The 16419-nt window shown below is 58.6% G+C and carries 15 protein-coding genes; 11 read left to right on the plus strand and 4 right to left on the minus strand.

Annotated elements, in window-relative coordinates:
* The first annotated feature begins 56 nt into the window (after positions 1-56).
* Together MN186_RS10245 and MN186_RS10250 are read left to right on the plus strand one after the other, a co-directional pair.
* Complete coding sequence (locus tag MN186_RS10245) at positions 57-1625, plus strand: phytoene desaturase family protein (RefSeq protein WP_242114267.1); 1569 nt, start codon at positions 57-59, stop codon at positions 1623-1625.
* 335 nt (positions 1626-1960) lie between these two features.
* Positions 1961-2215, plus strand: a complete 255-nt coding sequence (locus tag MN186_RS10250; RefSeq protein ID WP_289069363.1) for an MliC family protein — start codon at positions 1961-1963, stop codon at positions 2213-2215.
* A gap of 642 nt (positions 2216-2857) precedes the next feature.
* On the opposite strand, the gene MN186_RS10255 is transcribed toward MN186_RS10250, so the two are convergent.
* The 3 genes from MN186_RS10255 to MN186_RS10260 all read right to left on the minus strand — a co-directional run bounded on the left by MN186_RS10255 (position 2858) and on the right by MN186_RS10260 (position 4471).
* Entirely contained in the window at positions 2858-3229 is a 372-nt protein-coding gene (locus MN186_RS10255; protein ID WP_338024988.1) for a 4a-hydroxytetrahydrobiopterin dehydratase, read from the minus strand.
* A gap of 132 nt (positions 3230-3361) precedes the next feature.
* Complete coding sequence (locus MN186_RS16470) at positions 3362-3490, minus strand: hypothetical protein (RefSeq protein ID WP_255744068.1); 129 nt, start codon at positions 3488-3490, stop codon at positions 3362-3364.
* A 33-nt stretch (positions 3491-3523) separates the two neighbouring features.
* Positions 3524-4471, minus strand: coding sequence for a DMT family transporter (locus tag MN186_RS10260; protein WP_242114269.1), 948 nt, complete (start codon positions 4469-4471; stop codon positions 3524-3526).
* Positions 4472-4597: 126 nt separating this feature from the next.
* Between MN186_RS10260 and MN186_RS10265 the strand changes: the two genes are divergently transcribed.
* Positions 4598-5083: a MarR family winged helix-turn-helix transcriptional regulator gene (locus MN186_RS10265; protein WP_242114270.1), complete on the plus strand. Its 486-nt coding sequence runs from the start codon at positions 4598-4600 to the stop codon at positions 5081-5083.
* A 534-nt stretch (positions 5084-5617) separates the two neighbouring features.
* Here MN186_RS10265 and MN186_RS10270 read toward each other — a convergent pair.
* Positions 5618-6784, minus strand: a complete 1167-nt coding sequence (locus MN186_RS10270; protein WP_242114271.1) for an amidohydrolase family protein — start codon at positions 6782-6784, stop codon at positions 5618-5620.
* 236 nt (positions 6785-7020) lie between these two features.
* Here MN186_RS10270 and MN186_RS10275 point away from each other — a divergent pair, with 236 nt between their 5' ends.
* The 8 genes from MN186_RS10275 (at position 7021) to MN186_RS10310 (ending at position 16410) form a co-directional block, all read left to right on the plus strand.
* Positions 7021-7449, plus strand: coding sequence for a MarR family winged helix-turn-helix transcriptional regulator (locus MN186_RS10275; RefSeq protein ID WP_242114272.1), 429 nt, complete (start codon positions 7021-7023; stop codon positions 7447-7449).
* A 183-nt stretch (positions 7450-7632) separates the two neighbouring features.
* Entirely contained in the window at positions 7633-8472 is an 840-nt protein-coding gene (locus MN186_RS10280; RefSeq protein WP_242114273.1) for an FAD binding domain-containing protein, read from the plus strand.
* 3 nt (positions 8473-8475) lie between these two features.
* Positions 8476-11217, plus strand: a complete 2742-nt coding sequence (locus tag MN186_RS10285) for a molybdopterin-dependent oxidoreductase (protein ID WP_242114274.1) — start codon at positions 8476-8478, stop codon at positions 11215-11217.
* A complete protein-coding gene (locus MN186_RS10290; protein ID WP_242114275.1) occupies positions 11210-12700 on the plus strand; it encodes a 6-hydroxynicotinate reductase in 1491 nt (496 codons plus the stop codon). Before MN186_RS10285 ends, MN186_RS10290 begins: the two co-directional genes overlap by 8 nt.
* Positions 12701-12706: 6 nt before the next feature.
* A complete protein-coding gene (locus tag MN186_RS10295) occupies positions 12707-13585 on the plus strand; it encodes a UPF0280 family protein (RefSeq protein ID WP_242114276.1) in 879 nt (292 codons plus the stop codon).
* Positions 13578-14159 carry an amino acid synthesis family protein gene (locus tag MN186_RS10300; RefSeq protein ID WP_242114277.1) on the plus strand — a complete coding sequence of 194 codons (582 nt, stop codon included), beginning with the start codon at positions 13578-13580 and terminating at the stop codon, positions 14157-14159. Before MN186_RS10295 ends, MN186_RS10300 begins: the two co-directional genes overlap by 8 nt.
* Complete coding sequence (locus MN186_RS10305; RefSeq protein ID WP_242114278.1) at positions 14156-14740, plus strand: amino acid synthesis family protein; 585 nt, start codon at positions 14156-14158, stop codon at positions 14738-14740. Before MN186_RS10300 ends, MN186_RS10305 begins: the two co-directional genes overlap by 4 nt.
* 26 nt (positions 14741-14766) lie before the next feature.
* Positions 14767-16410, plus strand: coding sequence for an electron transfer flavoprotein-ubiquinone oxidoreductase (locus tag MN186_RS10310; RefSeq protein WP_242114279.1), 1644 nt, complete (start codon positions 14767-14769; stop codon positions 16408-16410).
* Positions 16411-16419: the final 9 nt, after the last annotated feature.

The following is a 16419-nucleotide window of genomic DNA, read 5'->3' on the forward strand; positions in this document are numbered from 1 at the left end:
TTTTGCGGTTCAGGCATACCTCTGGGTGCAGACGTATTTGACAAACGGAGCATCCCATGAGCAACGCAGACCACGACGCGATCATTATCGGATCAGGACACAACAGCCTTGTTTGTGCGCTCTACCTGCTGCGCGCCGGATGGACAGTCCGGGTTCTTGAACGTGCGGATACGCCCGGCGGCGCTGTCAAGACGGTGGATCTGACCGAGCCGGGGTTTCGCCATGACTGGGCGGCGATGAACGTCTCGAACTTCCGCAACTCCGCGTTTTACGCGGATTTCGGCGCGGCGCTGGAACGGCAGGGCGTGGAATTCGTGACCGCGGAAAACTGCTTTGCCTCCGTGTATGACGACGGTACATGGTTCGGTGTCGGCACCGACACAGATGCCAACATCGCCCGTATCGCGGCGCTTTCCGAACGCGACGCCGAGACCTGGAAAACCCTGACCGACGATTTCCCGTCGCGTGCAGCCACCGTCGGCGGACTGATGTCCAGCCCGATGAATTGGTCGGCGCTCGCTGGCCTTGGGTTTAGCGCCTTGCGCCAGCATGGCTGGGCCGGCACGTTGGACCTGGCCCGCTTCGCGCTGTCCTCACCACGCGACTGGCTGGGCCGCACCTTCGAGAGCGAGAAGGTCCGCGCCGCGCTTGCACCTTGGGGGATGCATGTCGACTACGCACCCGACATTGCGACGGGTGCCATCTTTCCCTATCTCGAAGCCTTCGGCGATCAGGCTGGCGGGCTGTCCATTGGCAAAGGCGGCGCGGATACCATCATCCGCGCGATGGTAGCCGAGATTGAGGCGCAAGGCGGATCCGTCGAATGCGGCACCGAGGTCACGCGCATCCTGCATGAGGACCGCAAGGCGCAGGCGGTCGAAATTGCGGGCGGCGCACGGATCACCGCCGGCAAGGCCATCATCGCCAACGTCGCGCCCAAGGCGCTGGCGCGTCTGACCGGCGGGACGGGCGATACAGGTTACGACGAGGGGCTTGATACCTTCCGCCACGCGCCCGGTACGGTGATGATCCACCTCGCCATGTCGGACCTTCCCGACTGGCGCGCGGGGCCGGAGTTGCGCGATTATGCTTATGTCACGATTGCCCCGACGCTCGATGTGATGGCGCTGGCCTATCAGCAGCCGGTGGCGGGGCTCTTGCCAGAAGAGCCGATGATCGTCGTCGGGCAGCCGACTGCGATTGACCCCAGCCGCGCGCCCGACGGCAAGCACACGCTGTGGCTGCAAGTACGTATGGTGCCGGGCGAGATCAAGGGCGATGCTGCCGACCAGATTGACGCGACGGATTGGGAGACTGCCCTGCCGCCCTTCGCCGAGCGTGTGCTGGATATCGTCGAGCGCCACGCGCCCGGCTTGAGGGGTCGGGTCCTTGGGATGCGTGCCGTCTCGCCGCGCGATCTGGAGGCCGACAACCCCAATCTCGTGGGCGGCGATCAGGTCTGCGGCAGCCATCATCTGTCCCAGAATGCGGTATTCCGCCCGGTTCGGGGTTATTCAGATGGCAGCACCCCGCTTAAAGGGCTTTACCACACCGGCGCAGCCGTCTGGCCGGGTGCGAGCACTGGCGCGGGACCGGGCACGCTGCTTGGGCAGATGCTGACGTGATTTGAAGGTGTGGCTATGTGACGGGCTCTGTTCAAGGACACGGAACCTGATCTGTCTGGACGCGTCCGCGCGTTGGATGGATGGCACCGCACCAAATGCGACGGGCGCTTCATTTTTCATAGCCTTTCCAACATCGTGTGCCCGAGGAGGTCTCAAGTAAGGAAAAACGCCTCTTTGAACCTACCCTCAAGACATCCCATCGATAATTTTTACAGGAGATCAAACCGTGCGAACTACTCTGACAACCATTGCAGGTCTCGTGGTTGCCGGATCAGCTACCGCGGACGTAACGCTGTCCATTCCCCCTCGATCTTGGGCAGACCGGCAGCGTTCATGTGCAAAGCTACTCTTGCAATGACGGAACGCAACATGCCGTGCAATGCGTGAACACAGGCGCAAACACGCTCGCGATTGTCCCGGTTGACGGGCAAGATCGGATGGTCGTCGCCGTGGTATCGGCGTCCGGGGCGCAATACGTATCGGGCGTACATGTCTGGTGGAGCAAGGGTGATACTGCGACATTGAAAAACACGCTGGAAACGACAGAGATTGAGGAATGCCAAGTTCGGGGTGCCGCAGCGCCGGAATGATGTGCCACACTGGAACGCCGGCCTATTCCAATCGCGTCACTCAATAGACAATTGTGCTATGCGCATGGGACCGGGTTGGCGGTAGATTCGGCATTCCGGTGACGGCTGACCGGTGGTGATTTTTCATGATGTGGCAAGACTAAAAACGACGTCTGCGCCGTGCTCAAATATGGGCCACAGCTTCAAGCATATGCTGGGCTAACCCCATAAATATTCCTACCATATCGCGTGAACGCAGTGGCGGTGTTCTGGCTCGATCATGGTCGGCTGGAATTGGCTAAATGTTTCTTATCAAAGTAACGACGCAGTTATCGTCTAATTTGGACTTTGCTCAGGCCGGTGAAACAGTGTCCAAATCCTACTCTCGCAACCAAAATGTCTGGTATATATCGGACACAAAAAAGCCACCTTCGGGTGGCTTTTTGTTTGGGTATTCTCTTGTGGAAGCCACCGGATGCGAATCCAAGGTCTGATGTTCAAACTACATAGAGTTGGTCAGAGAATGCCGCATCAATCTGCCCTTTGCTGCGCCAGCGAGAGCGAGACCCATTTGAATTCACGCAGCGGACCGGAGCCGCTGTCCTGAATATCAAGTGCAATCCCGATCCAGCTTAGCGCCATCTCTCCTTAAGCGATCTGTTCTCAACTGCGCGAGTCCAGACTGCACAGACAGGCGATCGGCTCCGAAAGGTCCGATTGATAGCTCACATTGGTCGAAGCGTCCGCAAGTGCGTCCATTTTCTTCGCCAGCTTAATATCCAGATTCGTTAGACCGTTGGCATCGTGTGTCGCCAACGTGACGTCGACAGTTCGATAGACATTAAGCCATTCTGGGTGATGGTTCCACTTTTCACACCAAATTGCTACGCGGGACATCCAACCCCAAGCCTCTACAAAATTTGGGAAGACATATACCTTCCGGATTGCATCTCGGTCCGAGACCGCCCCCCAACCGACTTCTCCCAACGGGATGAGATGTTCCTGACGCTCTTCGGGTGTTAAAATATCTGTCATTTTCAGCTTTCCTCCACGCGAAAGAGTATAGCCTGCCTAACAGCGGACGGAAATCTGTGTCCGCTCCGGGCTTACTGCCGCTTCGCGGCACCGCAGGGATGCAGTTCAGTCTATATTGCCGACTTAAGTGGCTCAGGCGGTCAGCCAAAGCATCGCGATCAGCGGACCGCCGGTTGACGGCGTCCAGAATCTGGCAGCCAAGAGCAGGCCCAGCGCCCCGTGCGCAGGATCGCTGACGAAGGTCGCGGAGATAACGCTCATCACCTCTGCCCCCACCTCTGCCCCCGTTTACAGTCATAGATCCGCACCTTGATAGTTCCGGGGATGCCTCACAGCGCCAGCGCCACTTTTTGTTTGCAAGCCGCGCACCCCGCCCAACGTGACGCAAGCTACGCCCAGAGCGATAAGAGATGCGCCAAGAACCAGACCGTCCGGCGGCGCCTCTCCCTGCAGAAAGACCGCAACGGGAACGCCAACAACGGCGCCGACCGACCCCAGCAAGCTCAACAGCACAGGTCCGCCGGTTTTTTGCAGCATGAAAAGCAGCAGGAACTGACCCGCAAAGACGCAGGCCTGCACGGCGATTAGAACAATGGGCATGATTTGACCTGGCGGAACCGCGAAACTGAAGCCCGGCAGAAACCCCGTTAGCCCCAGCATTATCGCTGCCGCGATCAGCATGCCCGGTGCAAGCGCGTCAGGTGACGCATTGCCCGGCCAGCGCAAGGTCCGATAGATGTTGCCGATGGCCAGCAGGACCGGCCCGCAGAGGGCCAGAGCGATCCAGAATATGTTGGCATCCGGTGCAGAGAACTTGCGGGCAGCCAGAACTGTGGCCCCGGCAAGTGCCGCCGCCACGCCAAGGGCGCGCAAGGGTTGAAACCGTTCCATCCGCAACGCCAGCGCGCCGAGGTAGGTCAGCAAGGGCGGCAGAGCGATGATCATGGCGACAAAACCCGCACCGACATGCGGAATGGTCGAGAAAAAGATCAGGTTCGATCCGGCAACGCCGACAAGAGCGGCGACAAGGTAGTACTCCATGCTGCGGGCGGTAAGGGGCGGTCGCTTCCGGCGCAGCAGCGCAACAGCTAGCAGGATGATAGCGGCCCCGGAGATTGACCAGAAAAGAAACGCCAATGGTGTCAGTCCGATCTCGCCCGCGAATTTCGCCAAATTGGTCGAAAGTCCAAGCAACGCACCTCCACCAAGAAGGCACGCCAATGGGATGAGCCACGTCGACATGTGGTGGGAAGTGCCGATATCCGCCTTTTGCGTCATGATTCCGAGTCTGTGATGCTATTTGCCTCGACATCAAGATAAATACATTAACCTTGATGTCGAGGCATCTGGGTCGCTAGGGCAATGCCCATGGATCATGTCGACAGGATTCTGGAGCACTGGCATCAGGAGCGCGCCGATCTGGACGTCGCGCCAATGGGCAGGTTTGGACGGATGAAACGCCTCAATCAATGTCTTTTGCAACACATGCGCAAGACGTGGGCCGAACATGGGCTGAACGCTGCCAGCTTCGACATGCTGGCAGCGTTGCGCCGAGCCGGTCCGCCTTACGCGCTGTCGCCCGGCGATTTGATGGCTTCGACTATGGTTATCTCCGGCACGATGACCCATCGGGTCGACCAGCTTGAAAAGGCAAGGTTGGTGACGCGCGTCAGAAACCCGAACGATGGCTGTAGCTTTCTTGTGTCACTGTCAGACAAAGGCTTTGAGATCATTGATGCGGCTGTGACCGATCACGTTGCGGCGCAAGCCAGGCTGGCCGCGCATCTTTCACTGGATGAGCGGACGCATTTGGACGATTTGCTCAGGACGCTGTTGAAGGCGCTCGAAGGCTGAACCTACCTTTTTTCTGCTCGTTTCACTGAAGCCAGCCTTTATCCACTTGCAGCGAAGGTCCAAAAACCCTGCATAGCAGCCCGTAATATCAGGCGCAGCGATGGTCGATAATTGCCCTATCGACTATCAACATCAAGGTTGCCAGCTATTCCTCTCGATCCGCCAGAGGTGCGCGATTGTGCCATTTCCGGATCGGGACAGCCGGTGCTTCCGTGTGGGTTATCAAAACGTGGAGAAGCCACAGCTGTTCTAGGCGATGGTAGCGTCCGCGGACGTGGTGTTGTGCCGACTTTAGCATGGCCAAGCCAACGGGGTTATCACAACCGTCGCCCGGTCGCCGTTTACCTCCGGCGCGGATCTAGGTTCATCCACGTTTCAATCCTGGCTCGCACAGCGCACAGCAATATTTCACGCGGAACGCGATGATGTTTGATCGGCAACTGCCGCAGTATGCCAAATCTCCAATATCAAAACGCGGCCGACAACTCTTCGTTTGATGCAACCGTTCCGTTTGATACGAGGATGCTGAGCGGATTATCCGTTTTCAACTTCTGGAAGATTCTGTGCGGGGGGCGTGTTCCGGCTGCGATGGCTGCAAACCTCACCGTCGATGATCGTCATTCCGATCCCAGGCAAGTTGCCAAGCTGAACCGATTCCAGCATGTTTTTTCCGGGGGCATGTTGTGCCTGATCCATTAACACGAAGTCGGCCGAGTAGCCTTCTTCCATCAATCCCACGTCCAGTTCGCGCTGTCGGGCGGTATTGCCGTTGGCAAAGCAGAATGCCGTCTCGGCGGAAACGTTGCCAAGGCTGGACAGCATCGCCACCATGCGCAAGATGCCCAGCGGCTGCACACCGGAACCCGCAGGACCATCGGTGCCCAGGATGACCTGATCAAGCTTATCCATCTCTCGGGTGGTGTTCAGGGTCAGCAGGGCGGCACGCTCGTTGCCGTTGTGAACGATTTCCAACCCCTTGGTGCAGCCTTCGCACAGGCAAACGATCTGATCGTCAGGCAATGCCGAGTGACCGCCATTGATATGGCCGACAACGTCTGTTCCGGTTTCCAGAACCATGTCCGCATCAATGAGGCCAGAGCCGGGGATTGACGGGCCGCCGGTGTGAATGGTGGATTGGATACCGTATTTGCGTGCCCAGTTCACCATCTGGTTGGCGGTCTTGCCATCCTTGACAGTGCCAAGACCAACTTCACCAAGGAATTTGACACCTGCATCGGCCAATTCCTTGAAGTCGTGCTCTTCCATCCCGTGTTCAATGACCGGCGCACCGGCCAGAACCTTCACGCCCGAGGGGCGGAAGTTCTCATACCAGCGTTGTGCGGCGATCGCCATCGCCTTCAGTCCGACAATGTCCTTGGGGCGGCCGGGCATATGCACCTCGCCGGCCGAAATCATCGTGGTGACGCCGCCGTGCAACGTTGATTCAATCCAATGCAACTGCTGTTGGCGCGGGGTGTAATCGCCGACGACCGGGTGCACATGGCTGTCGATTAACCCCGGTGCGATCGTGGTGCCATGGGCGTTGATCGTTGTGGTGGCGCCCTCGGTATCCAAGTCTTTTTCATATCCGAAGGCAGAAATCTTGCCGTCGATGGCAATGACACAATCCCCGTCGGCAATCGGCGCTTCAATCTTACCCGTTAGGATCAATCCGATATTCTTGATGACCAGCTTGTTCATGACCGCTCCTTGCAAAACTATTCCGTTAGTATACTAATAGATTCAATATGGCTGTCCACTTTTAATTTAGTGGCTGAACGCTTCGGAAAGCAGCATCGCACCCAGACGCATGCCAAGAACCTTTCAGCCGTGACGCGAGGCTCGTCGCTTAACAGTTGTAGAGTGTTGCTTTGTCGTGGAATACTGTTTTGGGGCACGGGCTGTCAGTAATTAGAGCCGATTTGCGGAGCACATCGATGGATATCAAAGAAAAAAGCGCTTACGAATTAGAAAGTCAGGTCGGCCATTTGTTGCGGCTGGCAAACCAGCGCCATACCACTCTTTTCAACGAAGTGGTTTCCATGGATCTGACGCCCACACAGTTTGCAGCGTTGATCAAGCTTGGCGAGCTTGGGAAGTGTTCGCAGAACGAATTGGGGCGTCGTACGGCGATGGATGTCGCCACGATCAAAGGTGTGATTGAACGCCTGCGCAAAAAAGGTCTGGTCGAGGTAAACCCCGACCTGAATGACAGGCGCCGCACGATCATATCCATCTGTAAAGACAAGACTGATATCGTGCCTCAGCTCAGAAAAGACGGCAAAGAGGTGTCGAAGGTCACATTGTCTCCGATATCGGCATCGGAACAGAAGACCTTGTTGAGGTTGCTGAAAAAACTTACCTGACACGGTTGTTTTGGTGACTCGCCCCGAGGCGACATGTGCGCCAAAAAATTACCGCTTTGAGCCATTTGAGTTCGATTTGAAACTCCGCTGTTATTGCCCTGGCGCTTGAAAATTAGCGTTTGACTCAAGTCCAACACCGCTGCTAACGTTAGTATACTAACGACTTGTACTGGGAGGTCTGCGTTGCCCTATCTGGCTCCACAAAATGCTGAAGAAGCGTTTCGCTTTCTTGACAGGAACAGGCCCAAGATCATTGCAGGCTGCACGGATTATTTTCCAAGCTTGCAGCAGGGGGAAACCCATCAAGACCTTTTGGACATAAGCCGTATCAGCGGTTTGCGCGGGATCAATAGAACCGACCGTGGGTGGAGGATCGGCGCCGCAACAACTTGGACGGATGTCGTGCGTGCGGACCTGCCGCGGGCGTTTGATGCACTGAAGCTGGCGGCGGTCGAGGTCGGATCGTTGCAGATCCAGAACCAGGGAACGGTCGCAGGGAACATCTGCAATGCGTCGCCTGCGGCGGACGGTGTGCCGCCGCTTCTGGTGCTTGATGCCGAGGTCGAAATCGGCTCGGTCCGGGGCAGCAGAACGGTGGCATTGTCCGAGTTCATTCAAGGCGTGCGCAAGGTTGATCTGGGGCCCGGTGAAATGGTCGTCGCCATTCACGTGCCCGATGTCGTGAATGAAGCCACCAGCTCGTTTTCGAAGCTTGGAAGCCGTGAATACCTTGTGATCTCTATCGCGATGGTGGCTGCTGTGGTTCAGGTCGAAGATGGTCATCTGACCGATGTGCGTGTTGCAATTGGCAGTTGCTCGCCGGTCGCGCAGCGGTTGCCCGACCTTGAGGCGCTGCTGAAAGGCAAAAGCGTCGCGGACCTGGCCGAGATGGATTTTAAGGCCGAACGGACATTTGCGCCACTGTCGCCGATATCGGACGTGCGCGGGTCCGCCGAATACCGGCTGGACGTTGTGACCGAGATGTGTCGCCGGGTCATAATGCAAGCTTGCAAGGGAGATTGAGCCGTGGACGCAACCAACCCCAACGCCCGCATCGAATTTAACCTTAACGGCGAAGATGTCCGCATCACCGCCATGCCCGGAGAGCGGCTTTCCGAAACCTTGCGCGAGCGGCTGGATGCCCGCGACGTCAAGATCGGATGTAACGCTGGCGATTGCGGCGCATGTTCAGTTCTGATCAACGGCGAGCCGGTTTGCGCTTGTCTGATGCCCGCACAGCAGGCGGCTGGCCAGGCCGTCGAAACGGTATCCGGGCTGGTGGGCCGCGATGATCATGCCAAAGCATTGATGGAGCGGTTTCAGGACCACGGGGCCGCACAGTGCGGTATCTGCACGCCGGGGATGATGGTGGCCGCGGTCGGTCTTCTGCGCACGAACGACGCGCCGGATGAACAGCAGGTCAAGGATGCACTGGGCGGCGTGTTGTGCCGTTGCACGGGCTATCGCAAGATCATCGACGCGGTTCTTGACGCACCCGCGACGATGGACGATCGCGGCGGCGCGGGACGCACGCTTCGCAGGTTGGACGGCGTTGGCAAGGTCAGCGGCACCGAGCGCTTCGGCGACGATGTGGCGCCCTCCGGCACGCTTGAAATCAAGGTGGTCAGATCCCATCTGCCGCACGCCTCGTTCGAGTTTGGCGATCTTGACGCATGGTGCGCGCAGACGGCGGGTATGGAAGCTGTTTTGACAGCCGCTGACATCAAGGGCCAAAATTGCTTTGGGGTCATTCCCGAATTTGCCGATCAACCTGTTTTTGCCGAGGGTACCGCAAGGTTCCGCGGCGAGGCCGTTGCCGCAGTTGTGGGGACGCCCGATGCGATCCGCACGTTCCAGCCCAAAGATTTTCCAGTCACATGGACGGCGCACAAGGATTCGGCCGATCCCGTGCAGGCGCAGGCCGCAGATGCGCCGTTGTTGCACGAGACACGCAAAGGCAACGTCATGTGCCGCGGGTTTGTAAAATGTGGTGATGCGGATGCTGCGCTGGCGTCGGCTGATGTGACTGTCGAAGGAACCTTCTCAACCGGGTTTGTCGAGCATGGCTATATCGAACCCGAAGCCGGTTTTGCCGAGGTCGTCGATGGCCGCGTCGAAATACATGCCTGCACGCAAGCACCCGGAATGGACCTTGATGCGATGGAGATCATCCTTGGGATGGATCGCAGTAAGATCAGAATGAAGCCAACGGGCGTTGGCGGTGGGTTCGGCTCGAAGCTCGATATTTCGGTGCAGCCTTATCTTGCGCTTGCGGCGCTTAAGACGGGGCAGCCTGTGCGCATCACCTACACGCGCACGGAATCCATGCAATCTACGACAAAGCGGCACCCGTCCCGGATCAAGCTCAAGATCGGGGCAACGAAAGACGGTCGGTTGTCGGGCTTCCGCTTTGACGGCGACTTCAACACAGGTGCTTATGCGTCATGGGGGCCGACGGTGGCCAACCGCGTTCCGGTTCACGCGTCGGGGCCTTACCGCATCGCGGACTACACGGCCGTTGCAAACGGGGTGCATACCAATTGTCCCCCGGCAGGCGCGTTTCGTGGATTCGGCGTTCCGCAGTCGGGGATCGCGCAGGAAAGCCTTTTTGACGATCTGGCGCAAAAGCTGGATATCGACCCGCTTGAATTCCGTATTCGCAACGTGCTGGAAGATGGTGTGCCCACGGTGTGCGGCCAGGTCTTCAAGCAGGGGGTTGGTGCCAAGGCATGCCTAGAGGCGCTCCGCCCATCCTGGGACGATGAACGCAAGGCCGCAAACGCCTTCAACGCGCAGGCGACAGGAAGCAAGCGCCGCGGGGTCGGCATTGCGGCAGGCTGGTATGGTTGCGGCAACACTTCGCTGCCCAACCCCTCGACCATCAAAGCCGGTATCAAGGCTGACGGGACCGTTGTGTTGCATCAAGGCGCAATGGACATCGGACAGGGTGCCAACACGGTTATTTCGCAGATATTCTCGACCGCTCTGGGTGTGTCCGCAACCGATCTGGCCTTGGTTGGCGCCGATACGGATGTGACCCCTGATGCGGGCAAAACATCGGCTTCACGTCAGACGTTTGTGTCGGGCAATGCGGCCCGCCTGTCAGGCGAGGCCATGCGCAAGAAGATCCTGCGCCATTTGAACGTGTCCGACGACGCGACACTGACATTCGGCGATGGCGCGATCACGGTGGCCGACGGCGACAAAACCCATAAAATCGACTTGTCCGAGATGTTGGCAGATGCGGAAGGCTACGTCTTTGTGTCCGAAGGCACGTATGATCCACCGACCAAACCGCTGGACGATAGCGGTCAGGGGGTGCCTTACGCCCAGTTCGGCTATGCGGCGCAGTTGGCTGTTGTCGAGGTGGACGAGGCGCTTGGAACGGTCAAACCGATCAAGTTCGTCGCAGCGCATGATGTCGGCAAGGCGATCAACCCGATGCTGGTCGAAGGTCAGGTTCAGGGCGGTATCGCGCAAGGGCTGGGCATGGCGTTGATGGAAGAATATCTGCCGGGACGCACCGAAAACCTGCATGATTACCTGATCCCGACAATCGGGGATATCCCACCCATCGAAACACTGATCATCGAGGTGCCGGATGAACACGGCCCTTACGGCGCGAAAGGGCTGGGCGAGCATGTCTTGATTCCGACTGCGCCTGCTTTGTTGAATGCGATCAAACACGCGACCGGCGTGCGAATACACTCTGTTCCAGTGACACCCCCGAAAATGTATGAGGCCATCAAAGGTAGGAAAAATGTCTGATCAAGCCACGCCCAAACCCGAAAAAATCCGCTGCGATGCCTGCCCTGTCTTGTGTTACATCGCTGATGGGAAATCCGGCGCCTGTGACAGATACGCTAACCATGGCGGAGAGCTTGTTCGGCTTGATCCACTGACGATCATCGAGAATTCCATTGAAAGCGGGGTCAAGGCCGTGCCGTTCATGAAGGACAACGACGGCAATGACTGGGATGGCGATCTGGTTCAAAGCAACCGGCCATTCATCACCGCAGTCGGTGCCGGTACGACATATCCGGATTACAAGCCTGCGCCCTTTATCGTCAGCCAGACCGTTGATGATGCCGAAATGGTCACGATCGTGACCGAGGGCATCTTCAGCTACTGCGGCGTCAAAGTGAAGATCGACACCGACCGGCATATCGGCCACGAGCGCGACATCGTGCGCTGTCAGGGCGAGCCTGTCGGCCATGTCATGACCAGCGAATACGGATCAAAGATGTTGTCGCTGGGTGGGGTTGAACACTTGACCGGCGGCACCAAGAAAGAAGGCCGCGTGACCTGCGATACACTGCTCAAGCTGTGCAACGGCGAAGCTGTGGAGTTGACCGTGGATGACGGCGCGACCGTCGTGGTTCAGGCGGGCAAGGCGCCGATTGTGAACGGCAACCCCGAAAAGCTGATGCGCGTTGGCTGCGGGTCGGCGACCATCGGGATGTTTGCATCGCAATGGGCGCAGCATGTGGACGAAGTGATCGTGGTTGATGACCACATCACCGGTGTTCTGTCCGAGCACCAGGCCGGCAAGATGCTGAACGTGCCTCCCACAGGGATCAAGATCAACGGTCGCCGTTCGACCCCTGGACGTTACTTTCAGGTTGCGGAACCCGGCACAGGCTGGGGCGGCACGGATGTGGACGATCCACTGACGATCCTGAAACCGGCGGATGATAAGGTCGCCTGGCAGGGTCTGCGGTTGTTGATGGTGTCGACCACCGGCGAGCAATACGCCTATTTCGAGCTGGACGAGAACCTTGAACCCAAGCCCGAGCCACTGCCCGAAGCCTTGCAGCAGTCGGTTGAGCGGATCGCTGAGAACTGCGAGCCTTCGGTCTGCTCGGTCCTGTTCATGGGTGGTGCTGGCGGGTCATTGCGCGCCGGGGTGACGGAAAACCCCGTCAAGCTGACCAATTCGGTCAAGGATTCGCTGACCCATGTCTCGTGTGGCGGTGCCAACGCTTATGTCTGGCCCGGTGGCGGGATTACGGTCATGGCCGATGTGCTGGATATGCCGACGAACTCTTTTGGCTATGTGCCGACGCCTGCGCTGGTGGCACCAATCGAATTCACCATGCGTCTGTCCGATTATGTGGCTTTGGGCGGTCATGCCGACCATGTGAAACCGATCGAGGATGTGATTTCGCCCGATGTGCGCCGCGTGGGGCAGATCGACCCCGAGGCGGACCCGACAGCCAAGCACAACTATCGCTGGAAGAAGGGCAGCTGACCCCAAATGCAAGGGGCACAAGCAGCCATATTGGGGTCGGGTGATCGCCTGCACCTACATCACGGGCCGATTGATCTGATCATCGGCGCGGAAGGTGACGAGCCCGACGCACGTAAGCGCGCGTTTCGCGCGGCGTTCGCGCGGTTCGGGTCTGTTCTGGACGGGCTGGTTGAAGATCTGGCGCAGCATCGCAGCCAACTGACCCCGCAGACAAAGCTGCCTGCCGATCCGGTCGCGCAGAGGATGTACCGCGCCGCCGGTTTGCATTGCGCGCAGACCTTCGTGACCCCGATGATCGCGGTGGCGGGGTCTGTCGCGGATGAGGTGCTGGCCGCGATGCTGGCCGAGGTGCAGCTTGGCCGGGCTTATGTTAACAACGGCGGTGACATTGCTGTTCATCTTGAATGCGGCGCAGAATACAAGGTTGCTATGGCGCAGCCGGATGGCACCGATCTGGGCCGCATCCGGTTTGGCAGCGCCGATGGCGTGCGCGGAATTGCGACCAGCGGGGCGCAAGGGCGCAGTCACTCCTTGGGGATCGCCGACAGCGTGACCGTGTTGGCGGCAAATGCAGCCGAAGCCGATGTGGCCGCGACGCTTATCGCAAACGCTGTCGATCTGCCGGACCGGCTGGACATCGTGCGGCAGCCGGCAAGCGACTTGCAGCCAGATAGTGATCTGGGCGACAGGCCCGTTGTCACAGGCGTTCCCGTTCTTGGAACAGCCGACTGCGTTATTGCACTTGGCGCCGGGCGGCAGATTGCAGAAGGTATGCTGGACAGAGGGCTGATCAAGGGTGCTGCCCTGTTCTTGCAAAATCGACACATCACGCTTGGTCAGGGTTTTGACCGGCGACAACAACTAACGGAGTTCGAAAATGTCTAAATTGGAAGTCAGAAAAACTGTCCTGACCGTCGAAGAGATATATCACGAAGGCGGGCCCGTCGCGGACGAACCCTTGCTTCGCGGTGCCTGCTTCGCGGTGATCACCAACCCCTTCGCGGGGCGTTTTGAGCCCGAAATTCAGAGCTTCATGGACGATCTGAGGCCAATGGGTCTGCAACTGGCCGAGCGACTGGCGAAGGCCCTTGGCGGTGCGGACAAGGTCGAAGGCTACGGCAAGGGGTCGCTGGTCGGTGCGGCAGGCGAGTTGGAGCACGGTGCACTTTGGCACGCGCCCGGTGGCTATGCGATGCGCGAAGTTATCGGCGGCACCAAGGCAATTGTCCCTTCTGCCAAGAAGGTCGGCGGGATGGGCAGCCGTCTGGATGTTCCGATCACTCATATCAATGCGTCCTACGTGCGCAGTCACTTCGATAGCATGGAAGTCGGGCTGAACGATGCACCGCGGGCCAACGAGCTGCTGTTCGCGCTTGTGATGACAACGGGGCCGCGTGTTCATTCCCGCTCTGGCGGGTTGGAGGCCAAGGACATCAAAGGGGAGGATGGACTGAAATGAAGGCGAAGATCAGAAAAATCGGGGTCTGGGTGGAAGAAACCCATATCGAAGTCGGCAAAGCCATCAATCCGCCGACGCGCAAGGCTGTTGCGTCGGCAGTGATCGAAAACCCCTTTGCCGGACAATATGTCGAGGATCTGGACGATCTGATGGAGATCGGCGCAGAGCTTGGCGGCCTGCTTGGCGACAAGGCTGTGGCGGCGCTTGGTATCAAGCCGTCTGACGCCGAAAGCTATGGCAAGGCGGCAATGGTTGGCGAAAACGGCGAACTGGAGCACGCCGCCGCGATCTTGCACCCCAAGATGGGCGCGCCGCTGCGCGTGGCCGTCGAAAAGGGGGCAGCACTGGTGCCGTCGTCAAAAAAACGCGGTGGTCTGGGACAGGATTTGGATATCCCGCTTGGCCATAAGGACGCCGCATATGTCAGGTCGCATTTCGATGGTGTCGAAATCCGCTTCAATGACGCACCGCGTCCGAACGAGATACTTGTGGCGATCGCAGTGACCGACAGCGGCAGGCCGCTGCCCCGCGTGGGCGGACTGAAACACGAAGACGCCAAGGGCGAAGACGGGCTGCGCTGAAGCCTGCCATGAAGGGAGCGCCGGATATGGCCGACATCGAACGCGAAGCGATGGAATACGACGTTGTGATCGTCGGCGCGGGGCCTGCGGGCCTTTCGGCGGCGATCCGGCTGAAGCAGCTGGATCCTGACTGTCAGGTCGTGGTGCTTGAAAAAGGCTCGGAAGTCGGTGCGCATATCCTGTCGGGCGCGGTGCTTGACCCCGTCGGTTTAGACAAGCTTATCCCCGATTGGAAAGACAAGGGTGCGCCGCTGGATGTGCCGGTGAAGGAAGATCACTTCTACATGCTGGGCCAGGCGGGCAAGATCCGTATTCCCAACTTCCCCATGCCGCCCTTGATGAACAACCACGGCAATTACATCGTGAGCATGGGCAATGTCTGCCGATGGATGGCCGAACAGGCCGAGGCGTTGGGCGTCGAGATCTTCCCCGGCATGGCCTGTTCGGAACTTGTCTATGACGGCGAGCGGGTAAAGGGCGTCGTGGCGGGCGTTTTCGGGTTGGAGGAAGATGGCTCGATCGGAGAGAACACCGAGCCGGGTATGGAGTTGCACGGCAAATATGTCTTCCTGAGCGAAGGCGTCCGCGGAAGCCTGTCGAAAGAGCTGATCGAGAAATACAACCTGTCGGACGGGCATGAGCCCCAGAAGTTTGGCATCGGCATGAAAGAGATCTGGGAGATCGACCCCGACAAGCACCGCGAAGGCAGCGTCACGCATACGATGGGCTGGCCTTTGGGTGGTAATGCAGGGGGTGGCTCGTTTATCTATCACCTTGATAATAATCAGGTTTATGTCGGGTTTGTTGTGCATCTGAACTACCGCAACCCGCATCTTTTCCCCTATATGGAGTTCCAGCGATTCAAGCATCATCCGATGGTGGCGGACCTTCTTGAAGGCGGCAAACGCGTGGCTTACGGCGCGCGGGCGATCACCGAAGGCGGCTATCAGTCGATGCCCAAGATGGTCGTGCCGGGGGCTGCGATGCTGGGCTGCGCGGTCGGGATGGTCAACGTGCCGCGTATCAAGGGCAACCACAATGCGATGCTTTCGGGCATGGCTGCCGCAGAGGCAGCGCATGAGGCGATCAAGGCGGGCCGTGAGGGCGACGCTTTGACTGCCTATGAGGACGAAGTCCGCACGGGTGCGATCAGCAAAGACCTCAAGAAAGTGCGCAACGTCAAGCCGATGTGGTCAAAATGGGGGCTTTGGCCAAGCCTTGTGTTGGGCGGCCTTGATATGTGGACGAACACGTTTGGCTTTTCACTGTTCGGCACGCAAAAGCATGGCAAGACCGATGCTGAGGCGACGGAAGAGGCCAGCAAGCACAAAAAGATCGACTACCCCAAGCCGGACGGCAAGTTGAGTTTTGATCGGCTCACGAATGTAGCCTTCTCTTTCACCAACCACGAAGAGAGCCAGCCTGCGCACTTGAAGCTGAAAGACCCAAGCTTGCCTGTTTCGGTGAACCTGCCGAAATACGCAGGGCCATCGGTGCGCTACTGCCCCGCCGGGGTTTATGAGTTTGTCGAGAAGGACGGCAACGAGCAGTTCGTCATCAACTTCCAGAACTGCGTGCATTGCAAGACGTGTGACATCAAGGACCCCTCCCAGAACATCAACTGGACAACCCCTCAGGGCGGCGACGGGCCTAACTATCCAAACATGTGAACACGGCAC

Origin of the sequence: Aliiroseovarius sediminis (genome assembly GCF_022678485.1) — a bacterium.
Classification (GTDB): domain Bacteria; phylum Pseudomonadota; class Alphaproteobacteria; order Rhodobacterales; family Rhodobacteraceae; genus Aliiroseovarius; species Aliiroseovarius sediminis.